Raw genomic sequence first — 16,927 nt, forward strand, 5'->3', positions numbered from 1 at the left:
GGGCCAGTATTCATGATCGTTCAGCCGGTCCGTCAATCGCTCGGGTGATGGCGGACTCCACGGCGGCGACGCGGTCGGCGAGGAGACCCAGCGCGCCCACGGCCCGGGTCATCGGGTCGTCCTCGGCGCCGCCGAGGGCCTGCGCGCGCCGGTAGGCGGCCTTGACCGCCGCCCAGCGCTCGGCCCGCTCGGCGGTGAGCGTGCCGCGCAGCTCGGCCAGCTTGAGCAGGTTCTCCTCGGCGCCGGAGGCCAGGGTCTGGGCCTCGCCGAGGTAGTGGTCGTCGATGACGGCCTCCAGCTCGGCCTCGTTCATCACGGGCACGATCCGCTCGGCGAGCCTGTTCATGTTCCGGTACGAGCCCTGGAGCCGGAACGGCGGCTCCGTGCGGGAGGCGTCCGCCTGGGCGGCCGAGGCGATGTAGGCGCGGTTGGCGGCCAGCACGACCTCCCGCACCCGCAGCAGCCGGCGCAGCACCGCGGTGATCTGCTCGACCTCCGGGCCGGAGTACGGGTGCGCGAGCCGGTCCGGGGACACGGTCGTGTCGCCCTGCGCGAGGCGTACGAACAGCTCGACGTCGGCCCGGTCGCGGGTGGACAGCGGCGCGAGCACGGGGTTGGAGGTGAGGGCGTTCTCCAGGTAGCTGAGCGCGAACAGGTCCTCCCGGCCGGACAGCACGTCGCCGAGGTTCCAGACGTCGGCGCGGTTGGCCAGCATGTCGGGGATGCGGAAGCGCTGCCCGGACTCGGTGTACGGGTTGCCGGCCATGCAGACCGCGAACCGCTTGCCGCGCAGGTCGTACGTGCGGGTCCGGCCGTCCCAGACGCCCTCGATGCGGCGCTGTGCGTCGCACAGCGAGATGAACTTGCCCAGCAGCTCCGGCGAGGTGTGCTGGATGTCGTCGAGGTACAGCAGCACGTTGTTGCCCATCTCCAGGGCGAAGTTGATCTTCTCGACCTCCTGGCGTGCGGTCGCGTCGGGCGCGTCCGCGGGGTCGAGGGAGGTGACCGACGGGCCGAGCGCCGGGCCGTTGACCTTGACGAACATCAGGCCGAGCCGGCCGGCGACGTACTCCATCAGCGTCGTCTTGCCGTAGCCCGGCGGGGAGATGAGCAGCAGCAGGCCCATCTGGTCGGTGCGCTTGGCGTCGCCGGCCGCGCCGAGCTGCTTGGCGAGGTCGTCGCCGATGAGCGGCAGGTACACCTCGTCCAGCAGCCGGTTGCGGACGAAGGAGCTGAGCACGCGCGGCCGGTACTCCTCCAGCCGCAGCCGCTCGCGTTCGGCCGCGACCAGCTCGCCGCGCAGGCGCTGGTACGCGCGGTAGGCGGGCACGCGTTCGGCGCGGAACCGCCGGGTCCGGGCGACGCTCTCGTCCAGCCGCAGCTCCAGGCGGCGGCCGGTGATCCGGGGGTGCGCCCCGAGCAGCCCCTCGACGGTCGCGGTCAGCGGGGCGGAGGAGTCGTGGCGGCCGAGCCGGCCGCACAGCTCGATCGCGACCGCCTCGGCGAGGTCGTCGGCCGGGCCGCCGGTGGTCGCGAGGTACGAGCCGAGCCACGCCTCGATGAGCTGGTGCCGGGCGGCCAGATCGTCCTCCGCCAGGGCCGCCAGGTCGTCGCGGTACCCCGGTGAGCCGCCGAGCGCGGTGCGGAAGCCGTCGAGCAGCGAGCGTGCCCCGGCCCCGGTGACGAAGCCCGCGGGATCGGCGGCGAGCTCCTCGAACAGGTACTCCCCGATCAGCTCTCCCGTGTCCTCGGGCGGCAGGATCCGGGTGGCCGCGCCGGGCCCGTGCAGGCCGTTGCGGGTGAGGAAGGCGAGCGCGGCGGCGGTCAGCTCGGCGCGCAGCGCCCCCGCCGCCGGGGACTCGCCGAACGCCGCGCGGGCGCGGGCCAGCGAGGCGGCACGGGTCGTCCAGGACCGGCGGGACCCCTCGTCCGTACCGTGCGCCCAGAACAGCTGGGCGGCGGCGCGGGCGGCCGGCGGGTAGCGCAGCAGGCCGGCCTCGGCGCGCAGCCGCAGCAGCGCCTCCAGGATCAGCGCGGCGTCGTGGTCGTGCACGCCGCGCTCGTACCCCTCGTCGTAGCGGGCCTCGGCGGCGGTACGGACGAGGGCCGGCAGTCCGCCGTCCTCGGCCGCGCGGCGCAGCACGTCGGCGGGCGTCCCGGCGATGATCTCCGCCGCGAGGTACTCGGCGCGGTAGACCTCGGGCGTCTCGGAGACGAGCGTCTGCTCCCAGTACGGCCGGGTCGCGGCGAACGCCGGGTCGCGGACCGGCGACCGGTAGTCCGTCCCGGTGACGGCGTAGGCCATGCCGCCCTCGTGCGGGACGAGGGTCAGGTCGATCGGCTGGGTGTTGACCGCGAACCGGTGCGCGCCGAGCCGGATGCTCTCGCCGCCGTCCTCGTACAGGTCCTCGCGGTCGCGCAGCGCCCGGCCCGCCTCCTGGCGGGCGGTCTTGAGCAGGCCGTCGAGCTCCTCGGCGCGTACGGCGTCCCCGGCGGCGCGCAGCCGCCCGACGACGGAGCGGACCTTGTCCACCATGGGGTCGGCGGCGAAGTAGGCGTTGATCTCGTCGAGCGAGCCGAGCGCGGCGGCCCGGCGGCGTACGCCGGTCAGGATGCGGGTCGCGGACTCGGCGAGCCGGTCGGCGCGGCGGGCGCGCTCGTCGAGGAGCGTCTGCTTGCGCGCGGAGAACGCCTCGTAGACCTCCTCGCGCTTGGCGGTCAGCTCGGCCACGAAGTCGTCGAACTCGGCGAACCGCGACTCAAGGGTCTCCAGCTGGAGCATGACGCGGCCGAGCTGGTCGTCGCAGGCGTCGGGCGTGTCGGCCATCGCGAGCGCGCCGGTGACGGCCTGCCCGAGCAGCGCGAACTCGGCCGCGTACGCCGCGCGGCCCTCGGCGTCCAGGAGCTCCCGGCGGCGGGCGTCGAGGGTCGCCTGCGCCCGGTTGATCCCGGCCAGCACCTCCCCGACCCGTTCCAGGATCGAGGTGCGCACGGTCGCGTCGCCGATGTCGAGGGTGCCGACGACGTCGGTCACGACCTCCAGGCCCTCGTACTGCCCGGCGAGCCGCTCGCGGATCGGGGCGGCCTCGGCCGTGGTGGTGATCTCCTCGATCGCGGCGAGCAGCCGGTCGATCTCCTCGTGGTAGGCGGTGAACGCCTCGGACTCGCGCAGGAACTCGACGGCGCGCCGCCCGGTCGACGCGAGTTCCCCGCTCAGCCGCTCGGCCAGCTCGTCGATCTTCGCCAGGTCGGCGTACCGCATGTCACGGAGCGTGACGAGGCGGCCCTGCGCGCGGCGCAGCCCGGTCAGCCGGGTCACCCAGCCGTCGGCGCTGTCGGGTGAGTCGCCGCGGGTGAGCCGGATGAGCGTGGTGATCTTCTCGTCGGTCTCGGCGAGCGCGGCGGCGGCCTGGGCGGTGAGCCGCTGGACGGTCTCGAACTCCTCCAGGACCTGCCCGGCCGTCGCCCGTACGCCGGCGAGCGGGACGCTCAGGTCGCCCAGCTCGGGGTCGCCGAGCCAGTGGTACGTGTCGAAGGCGCGCTCACACCCGGCGATCAGCGCCTCGAACACCCCGGCCGACGGGGTCGTCTCCTCGACCATGCGGGCCACCGACAGGCAGTCGGAGATGCCCCGGACCAGGTCGGCGTTGCCGACCCGCTCCAGCGGCCCGGTCCCGGCGGGCTGCGCCGCCGCGTACACGTCCGACAGGTACGGCGTCTGCCACACCTGCATCGCGTGCACGCGCGTCGGCTCGCCGGAGTCGGCGCGGAAGACGACGAGCGTGCCGTCGTCGAACAGCGAGTAGCCGTGGCAGGAGATCGGGGTGGCGACCTCCTTGCGGATCACGTTGTACGGCAGCAGGAGGTACCGGCCGGCCTCGCGGGCGTGGAAGACGTACAGGACGTCCTCGCCGTTGGTGGAGCGGATCATCCGCTCGTACTCCAGCCCGTCGACGTCCGTGTCGAACGTCTTGGCCGCGCCGGTCACCAGGTAGTAGCCGCCGGGGAAGATGACGCCGTGGTCCTCCGGCAGCCGCCGGCAGGCCTGCCCGATGCCGTCGAGGCGCACGACCGTCTTCGTACGGGTGTTGAAGACGAGGTGGCGCCGGGCCTCCTCCTTGTACGGGCGGATCCGCAGGAGGATGAGCGCGCCGACGCGGGCGTACTGGACCTCGGCGTCGGCCAGGCTCTGCAGCGGCTCGTCGACCGGCTCGCGGTAGATGCCCTCGCCGGTCTCGGTGTTGTTCTCGATCTTGACGGTGAGGTCGCCGCCGACCGTCTCGACGAAGACCTCGTCCTCGATCGAGATGTGCGGGTGACGGCCGAGGACGTGGTCGTCCCGGGTGGTCTCCACCCACGTGAAGTCGTACGGCGGCGGGAAGACGTGGTCCTGCTCCCCCAGGTTGTCCTCGTACGCGGCGGTGCCGTCGGCGCCGACCGTCCAGCGCAGCACCCGGTTGTCGTGCTCGGCGGCCAGGCCGGTCTGGAAGACCGCCAGCAGCTTCGCGTCGACGCGCCGCAGCTGCAGCAGCCGGGTGTCGCGGTAGTAGCGGTACAGCTCGCCGAAGTCGCGCTCGAAGCGCGGCTCGCGCAGCAGCCCCTCCGGCCCCTCGGTGGCCTCGAACCGGAACGCGTCGCCGTCCCGGACGAACCGGTACAGGGCGAACACGTCGCCGACGGCCGTCTCCGGCCGCAGCCCGATGAACACGTTGAAGCCGAACAGCATCAGCCCGCCGACCGCGACGATGTCGCGCGGCACGCAGTTGTGCTCCGTACGGATCCGCTCGGTGCCGACCAGCCGCAGTTCCGTGCCGCCGAACACCTCCAGCCGCCGGGCGTTCAGCGCCTCGGCCCGCCGGACCAGCTCCTTGGCCTGCTCGCCGAGCCGGGCGCGGAGCACCTCGTAGGTGCCCGCGTCCAGGCCCGGCCCGGCAGGCGTCTCCCCGCCCTCGGTCACGTGGTTCCTATTGCTCGATCACGGCCATGTTGGAGATCGCGGCGTCCGCGACGCCGAGGCGCTCGGCGTGGTCGAGCAGCTCGCGGGCCTTGTCGCCCTCGGCGCCGCCGGCCTTGATCCGCTGCATGAGCAGCGCGGACAGGGTGAGGTTCTTGATGTCGTCGGTCTTGATCGAGCCGACGAGCCGGGCGAGGTCGTCGGGCAGGCTGCGCGAGCCGTTGAGCCACGGACCGGCGAGCCCCTGGGCCACCTCGGAGTGCTCGACGAACCCGTCGACGCTCTTGCCGACGGTGATCGCGCCGACGATCTTGTCGAAGAAGGCGCCGTCTCCGCCGACGATGTCGATGTCGGCCTTCTCCAGGCCGGCCGCGAGGACCGTCGCCTGGGCCTCGGCGACCTCGCGCTGCACGTCGAGACCGGCGAGCCGGATCTCCTTCTCGGCCTGCAGCCGCAGGCGGTACTCCTCGTGCCCGCGGGTGGCGTCGTCCATCGCGGCCATCCCGGCGGCCTTGTCGGTGAGGCCCTCGGCCTCGGCCTTGAGCTTCTCGCGGATCCCGTCCGCGTCGGCGAGGGCCTGCTCGCGGTTGGCGACGGCCGCCGCGCGGCCGGCCTTCTCGATCGCCTCGGCCTCGGCCAGGGCCTTCTCCCGGTTGACGGCGGCCTCGGCGCGGCCGACCTTCTCGATCGCCTCCGCATCGCGCTCGCGGACCTGGACCTCGGCCAGGCCCTCCGCGGCGGCCTCCGCCTGGATGCCCTCGGCGAGCCGAATCTTGGCCTGCGCGTCGAGCTCGGAGGTCTTCTGCCGGGCCTCGGCCAGCAGCAGTTCCTCGCGGGCCTTGAACTTGGCGGCCTCCTCGGCGGCCTCGGCGGCCTTGATGCCCTTGACCAGGTTCTCCTGCGCCTCGGCCTCGGCCTGGATGATCACGGCCTGGCGGGTGCGCTCGGCCTCCTCGACGACCCGGAGCCTCTTGATGCCCTCTTCCTGCTCGGCGACGGTCTTCTCGACCGCGATCCGCTCGCGGACGACCTCGGCGATCTCCCGCTTCTCCGCCTCGACCTCCTTGTCCTTGGCGATGCGGGACAGCTCGGTCTCCCGTTCGCGGGCGATCACCTCGAGCATGCGGTCCTTCTCGATCCGCTCGTTCTCGACGGCGATGACGCGTTCCCTGTTCTTCTCCGCGACGGCGATCTCACGGTTGCGGTTCTCCTCCTGGACGCCGAGCTGCTCGTCGGTGCGCAGGCGTGCCATGTGCGAGGTCAGCCGCTCCTCGGCCTGGACCTTGGCGATCTCGGCCTCCTCGCGGGCCCGTACGGTCTCGATCTCCCGCTTCTTCTTGACCTCCGCCTCGGCCTGGCGGCGTTCGAGCTCGAGGATGGCCTCCCGCGCGTCGACGTTCTGGCGGGTGATCTCCTTCTCCTCGTTGCGCTGGTACTCGTTGGTGCGCACGTGCTCGATGGCGGTCAGCTCGGTGATCTTCCGGATGCCCTGGGCGTCGAGGATGTTCGTGGGGCTGAGGCTCTCCAGCGGCGTCTGCTCGAGGTGGTCGATGGCCGCGTCCTCGAGGTGGTAGCCGTTCAGGTCGGTGCCGATGAGCGCCACGATCTGGTCGCGGAACTCGTGCCGGTGCGTGTACAGGTCCACGAAGTCGAGCTGCTTGCCGACCGTCTTCAGCGCCTCGGAGAACTTCGCGTTGAAGAGCGTCTGCAGCGTCTCCTCGTGGCTGGCCCGCTGGGTGCCGATCGCCTGCGCGACCTGGATGACGTCCTCGACGGTCTTGTTGACCCGGACGAAGAAAGTGATCTTGATGTCGGCGCGGATGTTGTCACGGCAGATCAGGCCGTCCCGGCCGCTGCGCTCGATCTCGATGGTCTTCACCGAGATGTCCATCACCTCGGCCTTGTGCAGCACGGGCAGCACGATCGCCCCGGTGAACGTGACGTCCACCTTCTTGATCTTGGAGATGATGAGGACGCGGCCCTGCTCGACCTTGCGGAACAGCCGGCTGAACAGGTACCAGGTGCCCAGAGCGACGATCAGAATCGCGGCGACGAGCACGGCGATCGCGATGCCGATGGAGTCCATCAGTGGTCCTTCTCGCGGGGGAATTCAGTTGATTCGACGGTGCGGATCGAGCTCGGCGTCATACGGCATCACCCAGAAGAACTCGCCGTCGGCGTCGTAGTCGAAGATCAATGCGGTACTGCCTGCTTTGAGGATCTCTTCGCCCGGCTGGTTCCCGTGCTGGCGAACCTGGATCACGGCGGCCGAGCCATCGGCGGCGCGCACCTCCGCCTGGCCGAACGTCAGGTCGACCCGGCTGGTGCGGATGACGCACATCCGGCCCACGAAGTCGCGCCGCGAGGGCAGCACCTCTTCGGGGAGCATGTACCGCAGCGGCCGCATCAGCAGCCTGGTGACCAGGAAGGACGCCAGGAGCGCGGCGGCCAGCACGCCGATCGCCGGTCCGGTCCCGGTGTGGTCGTCGCGGCGCAGCAGCACGGTTCCGGCCACGCCGGCGAACCACGCGAGCACCGCGAACAGCGACAGCGCCACCGCCGTGACGATGGTCGCGGCCGCGTCCAGCAGCCCGATGACGACCAGCAGCCAATAGACGAGGACGACGGCCAGGAGGGCGCCGAGAACGACGGCCGGAAAGGCGAGCGCCGCACGGGTGAATTCGGTCACCGGCGCCTCCCCGCGGGCATGGCCCTATCGACGTTGCCGACCAGGCTTCCCGGCGCACCATAAGCGGTCGAATACCGCTTATGCGGCGAAATACGTTCGCCGCGAAAAGCACCGTACCGCATCCGATCCAGGGTGATGCGTGACATAGGACACACAAGCCCTGGCCGGCCACGTAAGGGCACCGGGCGAAACCGCTGTCAGCGGCGTCGCCGGTTGGTGCGGACGGCCGCGATGACGGCCGCGATGATCATGATGGCCAGGATGCTGAGGCCGATGGTGGCGGCCTGGTGACTGTAGTGCGGGAAGCGGGCGACCACGGTCCGGGCGATGGAACGCGCGGTGACGGCCGGAGCGGCGAGCCGGATCTGGACGGCCGCCGCCGCGATCCCCGCCGTCGGGAGGGCCATGACCTCATCGTCACGCCGCCTCCGTATAGGCAGGGTTATCGCTGGGCTAACGATGTATGGGGCAGGTTGTCGCACTTGCGGGCGGCGACTTACGCTTTGGGCAAGCAGGCACCTCGTTAGGTGAGGCGTCTGTCCGGATACAGGCCGCTGACCCCACGACGTCGAGAGACGCCCAGGGTCAGGACACCTCTCCCCGGCTTAAGGGGACAGGCCAAGTGGCTTCCCTCGATGGGAGGGATACGCCGGGCAGTGCCAAAGCTCTTACGAGACGCGGAGGGGTGCGGAGCGTGGCCCGACGGGCGGCACCCTGTCATGGATGCGGCGGCGTGTGGACGCACGCCGCCTGGACCGGGCGGAGGTGAGGACATGTCCGGCAGTAGTCCGGGGCGAGATCAGCCCCCTCACGGCGTGTCCCGCATTCGTTCCGGTGCGCGGTAGCGCTTCCCGATCGGGCATGGCCGCCGGGCGGGAAGCGGCTGACGTGTGCCCTTGATGGTCCCGGAACGGGACCATGGAGGGAGTCGTTCGTCATGGTCGAACAGGAACCGGCCCTCGCCGGTCGCCGGCCCGTCGGGTCCGGAGGCCGGTGATGGGGCGCCAGGGTCTTCTCGCGGCGGTGCCACGGGCGGTACGGCAGCGCTACGGGCAGCGCAACGGCCGCCTGACCCGGAGGCATTCGGTGCGCCAGGCGCTGATCCCGCTGGCCGGGCTGGTGGGCCGGCCGGTGGTCAACCAGGCCGGCCAGCAGATCGGCCGGCTGGTCGATCTGGTCGCCCGCTGGAACGGCCGCGAGACGTATCCCGCGGTGACGGGCCTGGTCGTCCAGGTCGGCCGACGCCGGTCGTGGGTGCCGTACGAGGTCGTGAATCAAGTGGAGCCGCAGGCCGTCACGTTGCGCAGCGCACGTCTCGACCTGCGGGAGTTCGAGGAACGCCCCGGCGAGGTCGCCCTGGCGACGCACGTACTGGACCACCAGCTCGTCGACATCGAGGGCGTGCGGGTGGTGCGCCCGTCCGACCTGTACCTGACACCGGTCGAGGGCCGGTTGCGGCTGGTGGGCATGGACACCGGGCTCGGCGCTCTGGCACGCCGCCTGGGGCCCGCCCGCTGGCGCAGGCGTGCCGTCCCGGAGCAGGTGATCGACTGGTCGGACGTGCAGGCGTTCGGCGGTCCGGCGGGCCGGGGCGGAGCCCGGCTGGCGGCGCCCCGCGCGGAACTTCGCCGCCTGCACCCCGCCGAGCTGGCCGATCTCCTGGAGGACCTGGGCCGCCCCGAGCGCCGTGAACTGCTCGATCTGGTCGGCCCGGACCACGCCGCCGACGCCCTGGAAGAGATGCGCCCCGACCAGCTGGAAGAACTGCTGACCGAGGCCGATCCCGGCCAGGCCGCCGGGTTGGTGGCCCGGATGGAGCCCGACGAGGCCGCGGACGCCCTCCGCGACCTGGACGCCGAGCGGCGCGCGCTCCTGCTCGCCCGGCTCCCCGAGCAGACCAGGTCGACGGTGTGCGACCTGCTCGCCCGGCAGGAGGACTGCGCGGGCGGGTTGATGACCACGACGATCATCCGGGTGCGGCCCGAGCAGACCGTCGCACAGGTCCGGGACCTGCTGACGGCCGAAGGCGTGCACATCGCCGACATCGACGCCGTCGCGGTGGTCGACGAGAACGACCGCCTGCTGGACGACGTCATCCTCGGCGAGCTGCTGCTCGCCGATCCGGGCACCACGCTGGGAGAGCTGGTCGGCCCGCCCTGGCCGATCACCCTCCGGCCCGAGGCGGGCCCGGCCGAGGTCGCGACCCGGCTCGCCGAGTCACGCCGCCTGTCGGTGCTGGTCGTCGATGAAGAGGAACGCCCCCTCGGGCGGATCCTGGCCGATGACGTGGTCGACATGCTGCTGCCCGAACGGGGCCGCCTCCACTTCCCCCGGGTGCTGTCATGACCGCCCGGCACACCGCACCCTCCACGACCGGCCCCGGCCTCCGGGCGCCCGCCGGCCGGGCCGCCCCGACCGGCGGGAACCGGCCCCGCAGGAGCCCTCGGCGGATGCTGATCACGGCGCTCGCGTTCGCCGGGCCCGGGCTGATCGCCGCGAACGCCGGCAACGACGCCGGCGGGATCGCCACCTACGCCTCGGCCGGCGCGCAGTTCGGCTACCGCACCCTGTTCGTCATGCTGCTGGTCACGGTCGGACTCGTGGTCGTCCAGGAGATGTGCGCCCGGCTCGGCGCCTACACCGGCGAAGGACTGGGCTCGCTGATCCGCGAGCAGTTCTCCATCCGGGTCACCGCGTTCGCGCTCGTGGCGTTCCTGGCCGCCAACGTCGGCCTGGTCGTCTCCGAGTTCGCCGGCATCGCCGCCGCCTTGGACCTGGTCGGCGTCGGCCGGTACGTCTCGGTCCCGATCGCCGCCGTGGTGATCTGGGCCCTGGTGGTCTTCGGCTCCTACCGCTACGCCGAACGACTGTTCCTGATCCTGTCGCTGGCGTTCCTGTCCTACCCGATCGCCGCCGCCCTGGCCCATCCCCAGCTCGGGAAGGCCGCGAGCCAGACGATCTGGCCGCACCTGCTCGGTTCCAAGGCCTTCCTGCTGCTGACGGTCGCCCTGATCGGCACCACCATCACCCCGTACATGCAGTTCTATGTCGCCGGAGCCGTCGCCGACAAAGGGATCGGCCCCGCCGACTACCGGGCCGAACGCATCGACACCGTCGGCGGCGCGATCTTCGCCGACCTGATCAGCATGTTCATCATCATCGCGACCGCCGCCGCCATCCGCACCCGCGCCCCACTGGACACCGCCGCCCAGGCCGCACACGCGCTGGCGCCGGTCGCCGGCCGCTTCGCGGAGCAGCTGTTCGCCCTCGGCCTGCTCGGTGCCTCCGCCCTGGCCGCCGCCGTCGTCCCGCTGTCGACCGCCTACGCCATCAGCGAGGCCGCCGGGGTCGAACGCAGCGTCGGCCGCCGATTCCGCGAAGCGCCCCTGTTCCTCGGCCTGTTCACCGCCCAGATCTTCATCGGCGCCGCCATCGCCCTCATCCCCGGCAACCTCATCCACCTGCTGATCAACGCCCAGCTCCTGAACGGCATCATCACCCCGATCCTGCTCACCTACGTCCTGGTCCTCGCAGGCCGCAAGCGGCTGCTCGGAGACGCCGCCAACGGGCCCGTCCACCACCTCATCGCCACGATCTGCGTCGCCGTCGTGGCGATCATGGCGGCGACCGCGCTGATCATCACCGTGCTCGGCTGGTTCGGCATCGCATGACCCGGGAAGCGCCTCGGCCTGAAGGCGCGTGACATGGGACACACCGGGTCTTCTCCGTCGGCCGCGATTACTGGCTGGCTGTACAGTCAACATCCTTCCCACGAGAGGAGCCGCGCATGGCCGCGCGTGACTGGGCCGTCAAGAAGGCCGCGTCGAAGATCCTTGGCCCCGACGAGAGGCTCGCCGCCAGCTGCATGGCGAACCTGCCGGGCACCCTGAAACGGGAGGGCTACTACGCCGCGCTGCAGAACGTCGTCGGCATCCGCTTCGTCGACGTCGCCGCCGACGGCGGGCTGCCCCCGAAGATGAACATCGCGGTGACCGACCGGAGACTCCTGCTGTTCGAGCAGTCGATGCTCGGCCGGGCGAAGGAGCTGGTCGCCGAGGTTCCCCTGCAGCAGATCGCCGGCGCCCGGGTCACCGAGTCGGGCCGCGCGCAGATCTCGGTCAAGGTCCACAACTTCGTGATCACCTTCGCCGGCGGCACGGACCTCGCGCTCGAGTCGGCCGACAAGGGCGGCGTCACGAACCTGGTCGGCGCGATCAACGGACGGGTACGGCACTGACCGGCGCACCGGGGGGCGGCAGGCGGCGGGACAATGGTGTGTCCGTCATCGATGCCCGGGGGTCCGCTTGTCGCCACGTTCGGCCCGTGCCAACCAGGAGCTGCGCGAGCAGTCCCGCCGCCGGATCCTGGAGGCGGCCCTGACGCTGTTCGCCGAACGCGGGTTCGAAGGCGCCACCATCTCCCAGATCGCCGAGCGCGCGGGCGTCGCCCGGGGCCTCGTGTCGTACTACTTCCCGGCGAAGGAGGAGCTGCTCCACGAGCTGCTCGGCCAGGCCCTCGACGGGCTCCTCGCGGGCACCGACCCGGCCGACGGGGAGGTCACCGCGGACCAGCGGCTCGCCGGCGTGATCGACCGCACCCTGACGATGGCGCGGGAGACGCTCGGCGTCCAGCGGCTCGTGCTCTGCCTGATGCTCCAGCCCGCGAGCCGCGAGATCTTCATCAAGGTGGAGTCGGCGAAGGCGGACGTCATCGAGCGGTTCGAGGACCGCCTCCGGCAGATCTTCGCCGACCGCGGCGCCGAGGACCCGGCCCTCGAAGAGGTGATGTTCCGCAGCGTCCTGGAGGGCGTCATCTTCAAGATGGCGGTCTATCCGGGGGCCTACCCGCTGGCGGCGGTCCGCCACCGGCTCTTCACGATGTACGGGCTGCCGGCCGGTGACCCGCCGACCGAGCCGGTCGGACGCCTTCGCGCGCACTGACCCCCGGACATCGGGCCGATCGCGAGGTCGGTCCGGTGCGCGCCGCGCGATCCCGATGAGTTCCGCGCGGCCGGGCGGTCGGCACAGGGTGCCCCATCCGTCCCAGCGAGAGGACTCCCCGACATGGCGACCTTCGTCCTGATCCCCGGCGCGGGGTGCGACTCGTGGTACTGGCAGCCGCTCATGGCCGAGTTGCGCGGGCGCGGCCACGACGCCGTGAACGTCGACCTGCCCGCCGAGGACGACGCGGCCGGGCTCGCCGACTACGCCGACGCCGTGGTCGAGCAGATCGGCGACCGCACCGGCCTGATCGTGGTGGCGCACTCGTTCGGCGGCTTCACCGCGCCGCTCGTCTGCGAGCGCGTGCGGGTCGATCTCCTGGTGATGCTCACGGCGATGGTCCCCTCCCCCGGCGAGGCCCCCGGCGAGTGGTGGACCGCCACCGGGCACGCCCAGGCGATGCGCGAGGCGGCCGGGCACCACGGGCCCCCGGAGGAGGACCACGACTTCGACCCGGTCTACTACCACGACGTTCCGGCGCACCTGGTCGCCGAGATGCGCGAGCACCCGCGCGGCCAGTCGGAGACCCCGGGGAAAGAGCCATGGCCGCTGCCCGCGTGGCCGCGCGTACCGGCGGAATTCCTGCTCTGCCGGGGCGACCGTCTGTTCCCCGCCGCATTCATGCGCCGGGTCGTGAAAGAGCGCCTCGGCATCGTCCCCGACGAGATCGACGGCGGCCACATGGTCATGCTCAGCCGCCCCGGCGAGCTGGCGGACCGCCTGGTCTCCTACCTGCGACCCGACCGGCCGGCGACCGGAAATGGTAGGGAGATGTAATTCCAGAAGCCTTTCATTAATTGCCATTTTGTGGTATGCTAGAGAAAAGCGCATATATGGTTCCGTCTCGTGGATAATGACGGAAAGCCCAGCCAGACCGCACTCACGGCCGCGGCGGCGCGCGCGGCCCACCTCATCGTCGACGACGAGCCGCGGATCTTTGCCGACACCCTCGCGTACACACTTCTCGGAGACGAGGCCGAGAACCTCGTCCGCTACCACCGTCTCCACGGCGACCACCCCATCCTCGCCGAGGCGAGATCGATGGCGACGGTACGGAGCCGGTACACCGAGGACCGTCTCGCCGAGGCCGGGGCCCGCGGCGTCACGCAGTACGTCATCCTGGGCGCCGGCCTCGACTCGTTCGCGTACCGCTGCGGCGCGGGCGGCCTTCGCGTCTTCGAGGTCGACCACCCCGGCACCCAGGAGTGGAAGCGCGAGCGGCTGAAGGAGGCGGACCTCGCCCTTCCCGGCACGGTGACGTTCGTCCCCGTCGACTTCGAGACCGCGGTCCTGCCCGAGGCGCTCGCCGAGGCGGGATTCGACCCGTCCCGGCCCGCCTTCGTCAGCTGGCTCGGTGTGACGATGTACCTGACCAGGGAGGCCGTCGCCGGCACCCTGGCCGAGATCGGCCGCTTCGCCCCGGGTACGGAGATCGTGACCGACTCCATGCTCCCCGCCGGACTGCGGGACGCCGAGGGCCAGGCGTACGCCGAGGCGGTCTCCTCGGTGGCCGCCGAGCGCGGGGAGCCGTGGCTGAGCTTCTTCGCCCCCGAGGACCTGTCCACGCTGCTGGAAGAGCACGGCTTCGGCCTCGTCGGGCACGTGCGCCCGTCCGACGCGATCGACGCCGGGCTGTGGAAGCGGACCGACGCCATCCGCCCTTCGGGCCTGAGCCTCCTAACCCACGCGACCGTCCTCGTACGGGCGCGCTGATCTTCCATGAAATGAGCCCCCGTCGGCGGCGGACCGCCGACGGGGGCTCGGTCGCCCGGACTCGCCGGGCGATGGGTCGATCCCGCGACTACGGCATGGCCGTCAGGGCGGACACGAGCGCGGTTCCCTTCGGGACGCCCCATCCGGTCGTCAGGTCATAGCCGGTCGTCGTCGGGTAACCGGCGGTCGGGACACCCCACATCTGGTTGTCCACGATGTCGCCCGCCGACTTGGACACCGTGCCGTCGACCCCGACGTCACTGCCGTCGAAGCCCTTGGGAGCGTCGCCGTAGTGCTGGGGGACGATGTCGGTGTAGGCGGTCGAGCCGAGCCCCGAGTAGAGGATCGGGTCGAGGAACCCGATCGGCTGCTTGCCCGCCGACCCGCGAGCGGCGTTCACCAGTGCCACCAGGGCGGCGGTCTGCGGGCTCGCCGCGGAGGTGCCGCCGTAGATGGTCCAGCAGCCGGTGGAGTTACCGCAGTTGTAGTCCGGGTACGCGGAGATGTACACCTCCACGCCGCCGTTGACCGCGGCGTTCCACGAGGTGTCGGGGACGAGCCGGTGGTCGCCGTAGCCGGTGGCGACGTTCTTCTGCCAGTCCGGTCGCGCGTAGACGCTGCTGGCGCCGCCGCCGGTGCCGATCGGCCCGAACGACTCGTTCCACGCCGCTTCGGAATTCCCGCCGTCGGTCCACTTCCAGTAGTCCGGGTTGCGGGCCCCGGTCGAGGTACGCGGCGCGTTGTCGGACGGGTCCCAGGTCCAGCCGTACTGCAACTGGGTGCCGCCGACCGACACGACGTACGGGGAACTGGCCGGCCAGCCGACGGTCGGCTGCGGGTAGGTCGCGCCCTCGTGCTGCTGCTTCGCCGCGCCCGAGGTGCCGTCGTCACCGGAGGACGCGAAGAAGTTGTCGTGCTTGGCCAGGCCCTTCTTGAAGACCTCGTCGAACTTGGCGGTCTGCGTGGCCGCCGCGCCCCCGAAGGTCTCCTCGGTGACCCCGAACGACATGGAGAACACCGTGCCGGCCGGTTCCGCGTCGACCTCGTCGGAGATCGCCTTGAACAGGTTCGGGAAGCCCTGCACGCCCAACGTCTCCGCCGGCGGAACCGCCACCAGGACGATGTGCGCCTCGGGAGCCACCGCGTACGCCCACTCGATGTCGAGCGTCGCCTCGCCGGACCAGCCGGCCGCGCCGGAGTTGCCGGACAGACCCTGCCCGTTCGCGTTGTTGTACTGCGGGTCGCCCTGGGGGAACTTCTGGGTGAAGTCCGGGTTCGGCAGGTCGGGGAAGAACGCGTCGTGGAAGCGCTGCAGGTCGGCCGCTGCGGTCGGGCTGCCGTACGCGTCGACGAGGACGATCGTCTGACCCTGCCCACGGTTGGGCACCGTCTTTCCGCCGACGGAGATCGACGGGACACCGCTGACGCCGTACGCCGAGCGGATCTGCTGGGGGGTGTAGCAGTGGTAGTACGAGACGTTGCCGCCGTCGGGCAGCGTGCACGCCGTGGAGGCCTGCTTGGTCGCGCTGACCAGGTCAGGAGTCATGGGCACGTGCACCGCCTGCGGCACCATGCCGCCGCCGGCCTGAGCCGCGACGCCGACCGTCGGCGCGAATGCGGACGCCACCAGCGCCCCCGCACCGGCAACCGCCGCGGCTACGGAACGTATGCGCACAATTCACCTCATCAATCTCGCTTGCCGGTGGGTCGCCGGAACCTCACCGCTGCGGCAAGCAGCGGTAATTGTGCTGGTATTCGCCCTAATACGCCAGAAGTTACGAGTGCTAATGAAATTCCGATTTGGTAACGTTTTCCGTGGTGAATAGGTCACAGTACGTCACTTAACAGCGTTGAACTGGGCGTTCTCCCGGGCGAAACGCGGCACGGCGTCCGCCGAGCAGGCGTTCGACCATCCCTGGGAGGATGGTCAGGTGCGCGTACGGCCCATCTCACCGTCCCTCCTGGTCGAGGAACTCGCCGACCGGATCGCGGCCCTCCCCGAAGCGTCGTGGGCGCGGGTCGCGATCGACGGCGCCCCACCCGCCCGGCCGGGAGACCTCGCGGACGCGCTGGTGGACCCCCTCCGGCTGCGCGGCCGCGACGTCCTGCGCGTCTCGGCCGGCGACTTCCTCCGACCGGCCTCGCTCCGCTTCGAGTACGGCCGGGAGGACCCGGACGCCTTCTACACGGACTGGCTCGACGAGGGCGGCCTGGTCCGCGAGGTGCTCGGCCCGCTCGACCCCGGCGGCTCCGGCCGGGTGCTGCCCACCCTCTGGGACAGCACCGTCGACCGGGCCACCCGCGCCTCGTACGTGACGCTGGCGCCGGGCGGCGTGCTCCTGCTCGACGGCGCGCTCCTCCTCGGCCGGGGCCTGCCGCTGGACCACACGGTCCACCTGTCGATGTCCCGAGCGGCACTGGCCCGCCGCACCGGACCGGACGAGGAATGGACGCTGCCCGCGTACGAGCGGTACGAGGACGAGACCCGGCCGGCGCTGACCGCCGACGTCGTCGTCCGCGTCGACGACCCGAGACACCCGGCCCTCATGGAACAGCCCTGACCCCGAAGAC

At 71.5% G+C, this 16,927-nt stretch carries 12 protein-coding genes and 1 riboswitch; of the genes, 7 read left to right on the forward strand and 5 right to left on the reverse strand.

Features of this window, described 5'->3' with window-relative positions:
• Positions 1 to 10: 10 nt before the first annotated feature.
• The 4 genes from NDW01_RS30680 to NDW01_RS30695 all read right to left on the reverse strand — a co-directional run bounded on the left by NDW01_RS30680 (position 11) and on the right by NDW01_RS30695 (position 8,050).
• A complete protein-coding gene (locus tag NDW01_RS30680; protein ID WP_252827813.1) occupies positions 11 to 4,957 on the reverse strand; it encodes a DNA repair ATPase in 4,947 nt (1,648 codons plus the stop codon).
• Positions 4,958 to 4,964: 7 nt separating this feature from the next.
• Positions 4,965 to 7,040 carry a flotillin family protein gene (locus tag NDW01_RS30685; protein WP_252827814.1) on the reverse strand — a complete coding sequence of 692 codons (2,076 nt, stop codon included), beginning with the start codon at positions 7,038 to 7,040 and terminating at the stop codon, positions 4,965 to 4,967.
• A 24-nt stretch (positions 7,041 to 7,064) separates the two neighbouring features.
• Positions 7,065 to 7,643, reverse strand: a complete 579-nt coding sequence (locus tag NDW01_RS30690) for a hypothetical protein (protein WP_252827815.1) — start codon at positions 7,641 to 7,643, stop codon at positions 7,065 to 7,067.
• Between the two features lie 197 nt (positions 7,644 to 7,840).
• On the reverse strand, positions 7,841 to 8,050 hold the full coding sequence (locus NDW01_RS30695) for a hypothetical protein (protein WP_252827816.1): 210 nt from the start codon (positions 8,048 to 8,050) through the stop codon (positions 7,841 to 7,843).
• A gap of 105 nt (positions 8,051 to 8,155) precedes the next feature.
• A riboswitch (M-box (ykoK) riboswitch) is annotated at positions 8,156 to 8,330 on the forward strand.
• A gap of 309 nt (positions 8,331 to 8,639) precedes the next feature.
• Here NDW01_RS30695 and NDW01_RS30700 point away from each other — a divergent pair.
• The 6 genes from NDW01_RS30700 to NDW01_RS30725 all read left to right on the forward strand — a co-directional run bounded on the left by NDW01_RS30700 (position 8,640) and on the right by NDW01_RS30725 (position 14,356).
• Positions 8,640 to 9,989, forward strand: a complete 1,350-nt coding sequence (locus NDW01_RS30700; protein ID WP_252827817.1) for a magnesium transporter MgtE N-terminal domain-containing protein — start codon at positions 8,640 to 8,642, stop codon at positions 9,987 to 9,989.
• 104 nt (positions 9,990 to 10,093) lie between these two features.
• A complete protein-coding gene (locus NDW01_RS30705) occupies positions 10,094 to 11,314 on the forward strand; it encodes an NRAMP family divalent metal transporter (protein WP_252827818.1) in 1,221 nt (406 codons plus the stop codon).
• A 116-nt stretch (positions 11,315 to 11,430) separates the two neighbouring features.
• On the forward strand, positions 11,431 to 11,880 hold the full coding sequence (locus NDW01_RS30710; RefSeq protein WP_252827819.1) for a PH domain-containing protein: 450 nt from the start codon (positions 11,431 to 11,433) through the stop codon (positions 11,878 to 11,880).
• 67 nt (positions 11,881 to 11,947) lie between these two features.
• Complete coding sequence (locus NDW01_RS30715) at positions 11,948 to 12,583, forward strand: TetR/AcrR family transcriptional regulator (RefSeq protein WP_252827820.1); 636 nt, start codon at positions 11,948 to 11,950, stop codon at positions 12,581 to 12,583.
• 123 nt (positions 12,584 to 12,706) lie between these two features.
• Positions 12,707 to 13,420: an alpha/beta hydrolase gene (locus tag NDW01_RS30720; RefSeq protein ID WP_252827821.1), complete on the forward strand. Its 714-nt coding sequence runs from the start codon at positions 12,707 to 12,709 to the stop codon at positions 13,418 to 13,420.
• Positions 13,421 to 13,489: 69 nt separating this feature from the next.
• On the forward strand, positions 13,490 to 14,356 hold the full coding sequence (locus NDW01_RS30725; RefSeq protein WP_252827822.1) for a class I SAM-dependent methyltransferase: 867 nt from the start codon (positions 13,490 to 13,492) through the stop codon (positions 14,354 to 14,356).
• Between the two features lie 88 nt (positions 14,357 to 14,444).
• Here NDW01_RS30725 and NDW01_RS30730 read toward each other — a convergent pair whose 3' ends face one another.
• Complete coding sequence (locus tag NDW01_RS30730; protein WP_252827823.1) at positions 14,445 to 15,983, reverse strand: S53 family peptidase; 1,539 nt, start codon at positions 15,981 to 15,983, stop codon at positions 14,445 to 14,447.
• A gap of 223 nt (positions 15,984 to 16,206) precedes the next feature.
• Between NDW01_RS30730 and NDW01_RS30735 the strand changes: the two genes are divergently transcribed.
• Positions 16,207 to 16,917: a nucleoside/nucleotide kinase family protein gene (locus NDW01_RS30735; protein ID WP_252827824.1), complete on the forward strand. Its 711-nt coding sequence runs from the start codon at positions 16,207 to 16,209 to the stop codon at positions 16,915 to 16,917.
• The last annotated feature ends 10 nt before the right edge of the window (positions 16,918 to 16,927 follow it).

The sequence above is a fragment of the Actinoallomurus soli genome (assembly GCF_024055715.1).
GTDB classification, from domain to species: Bacteria; Actinomycetota; Actinomycetes; order Streptosporangiales; family Streptosporangiaceae; genus Actinoallomurus; species Actinoallomurus soli.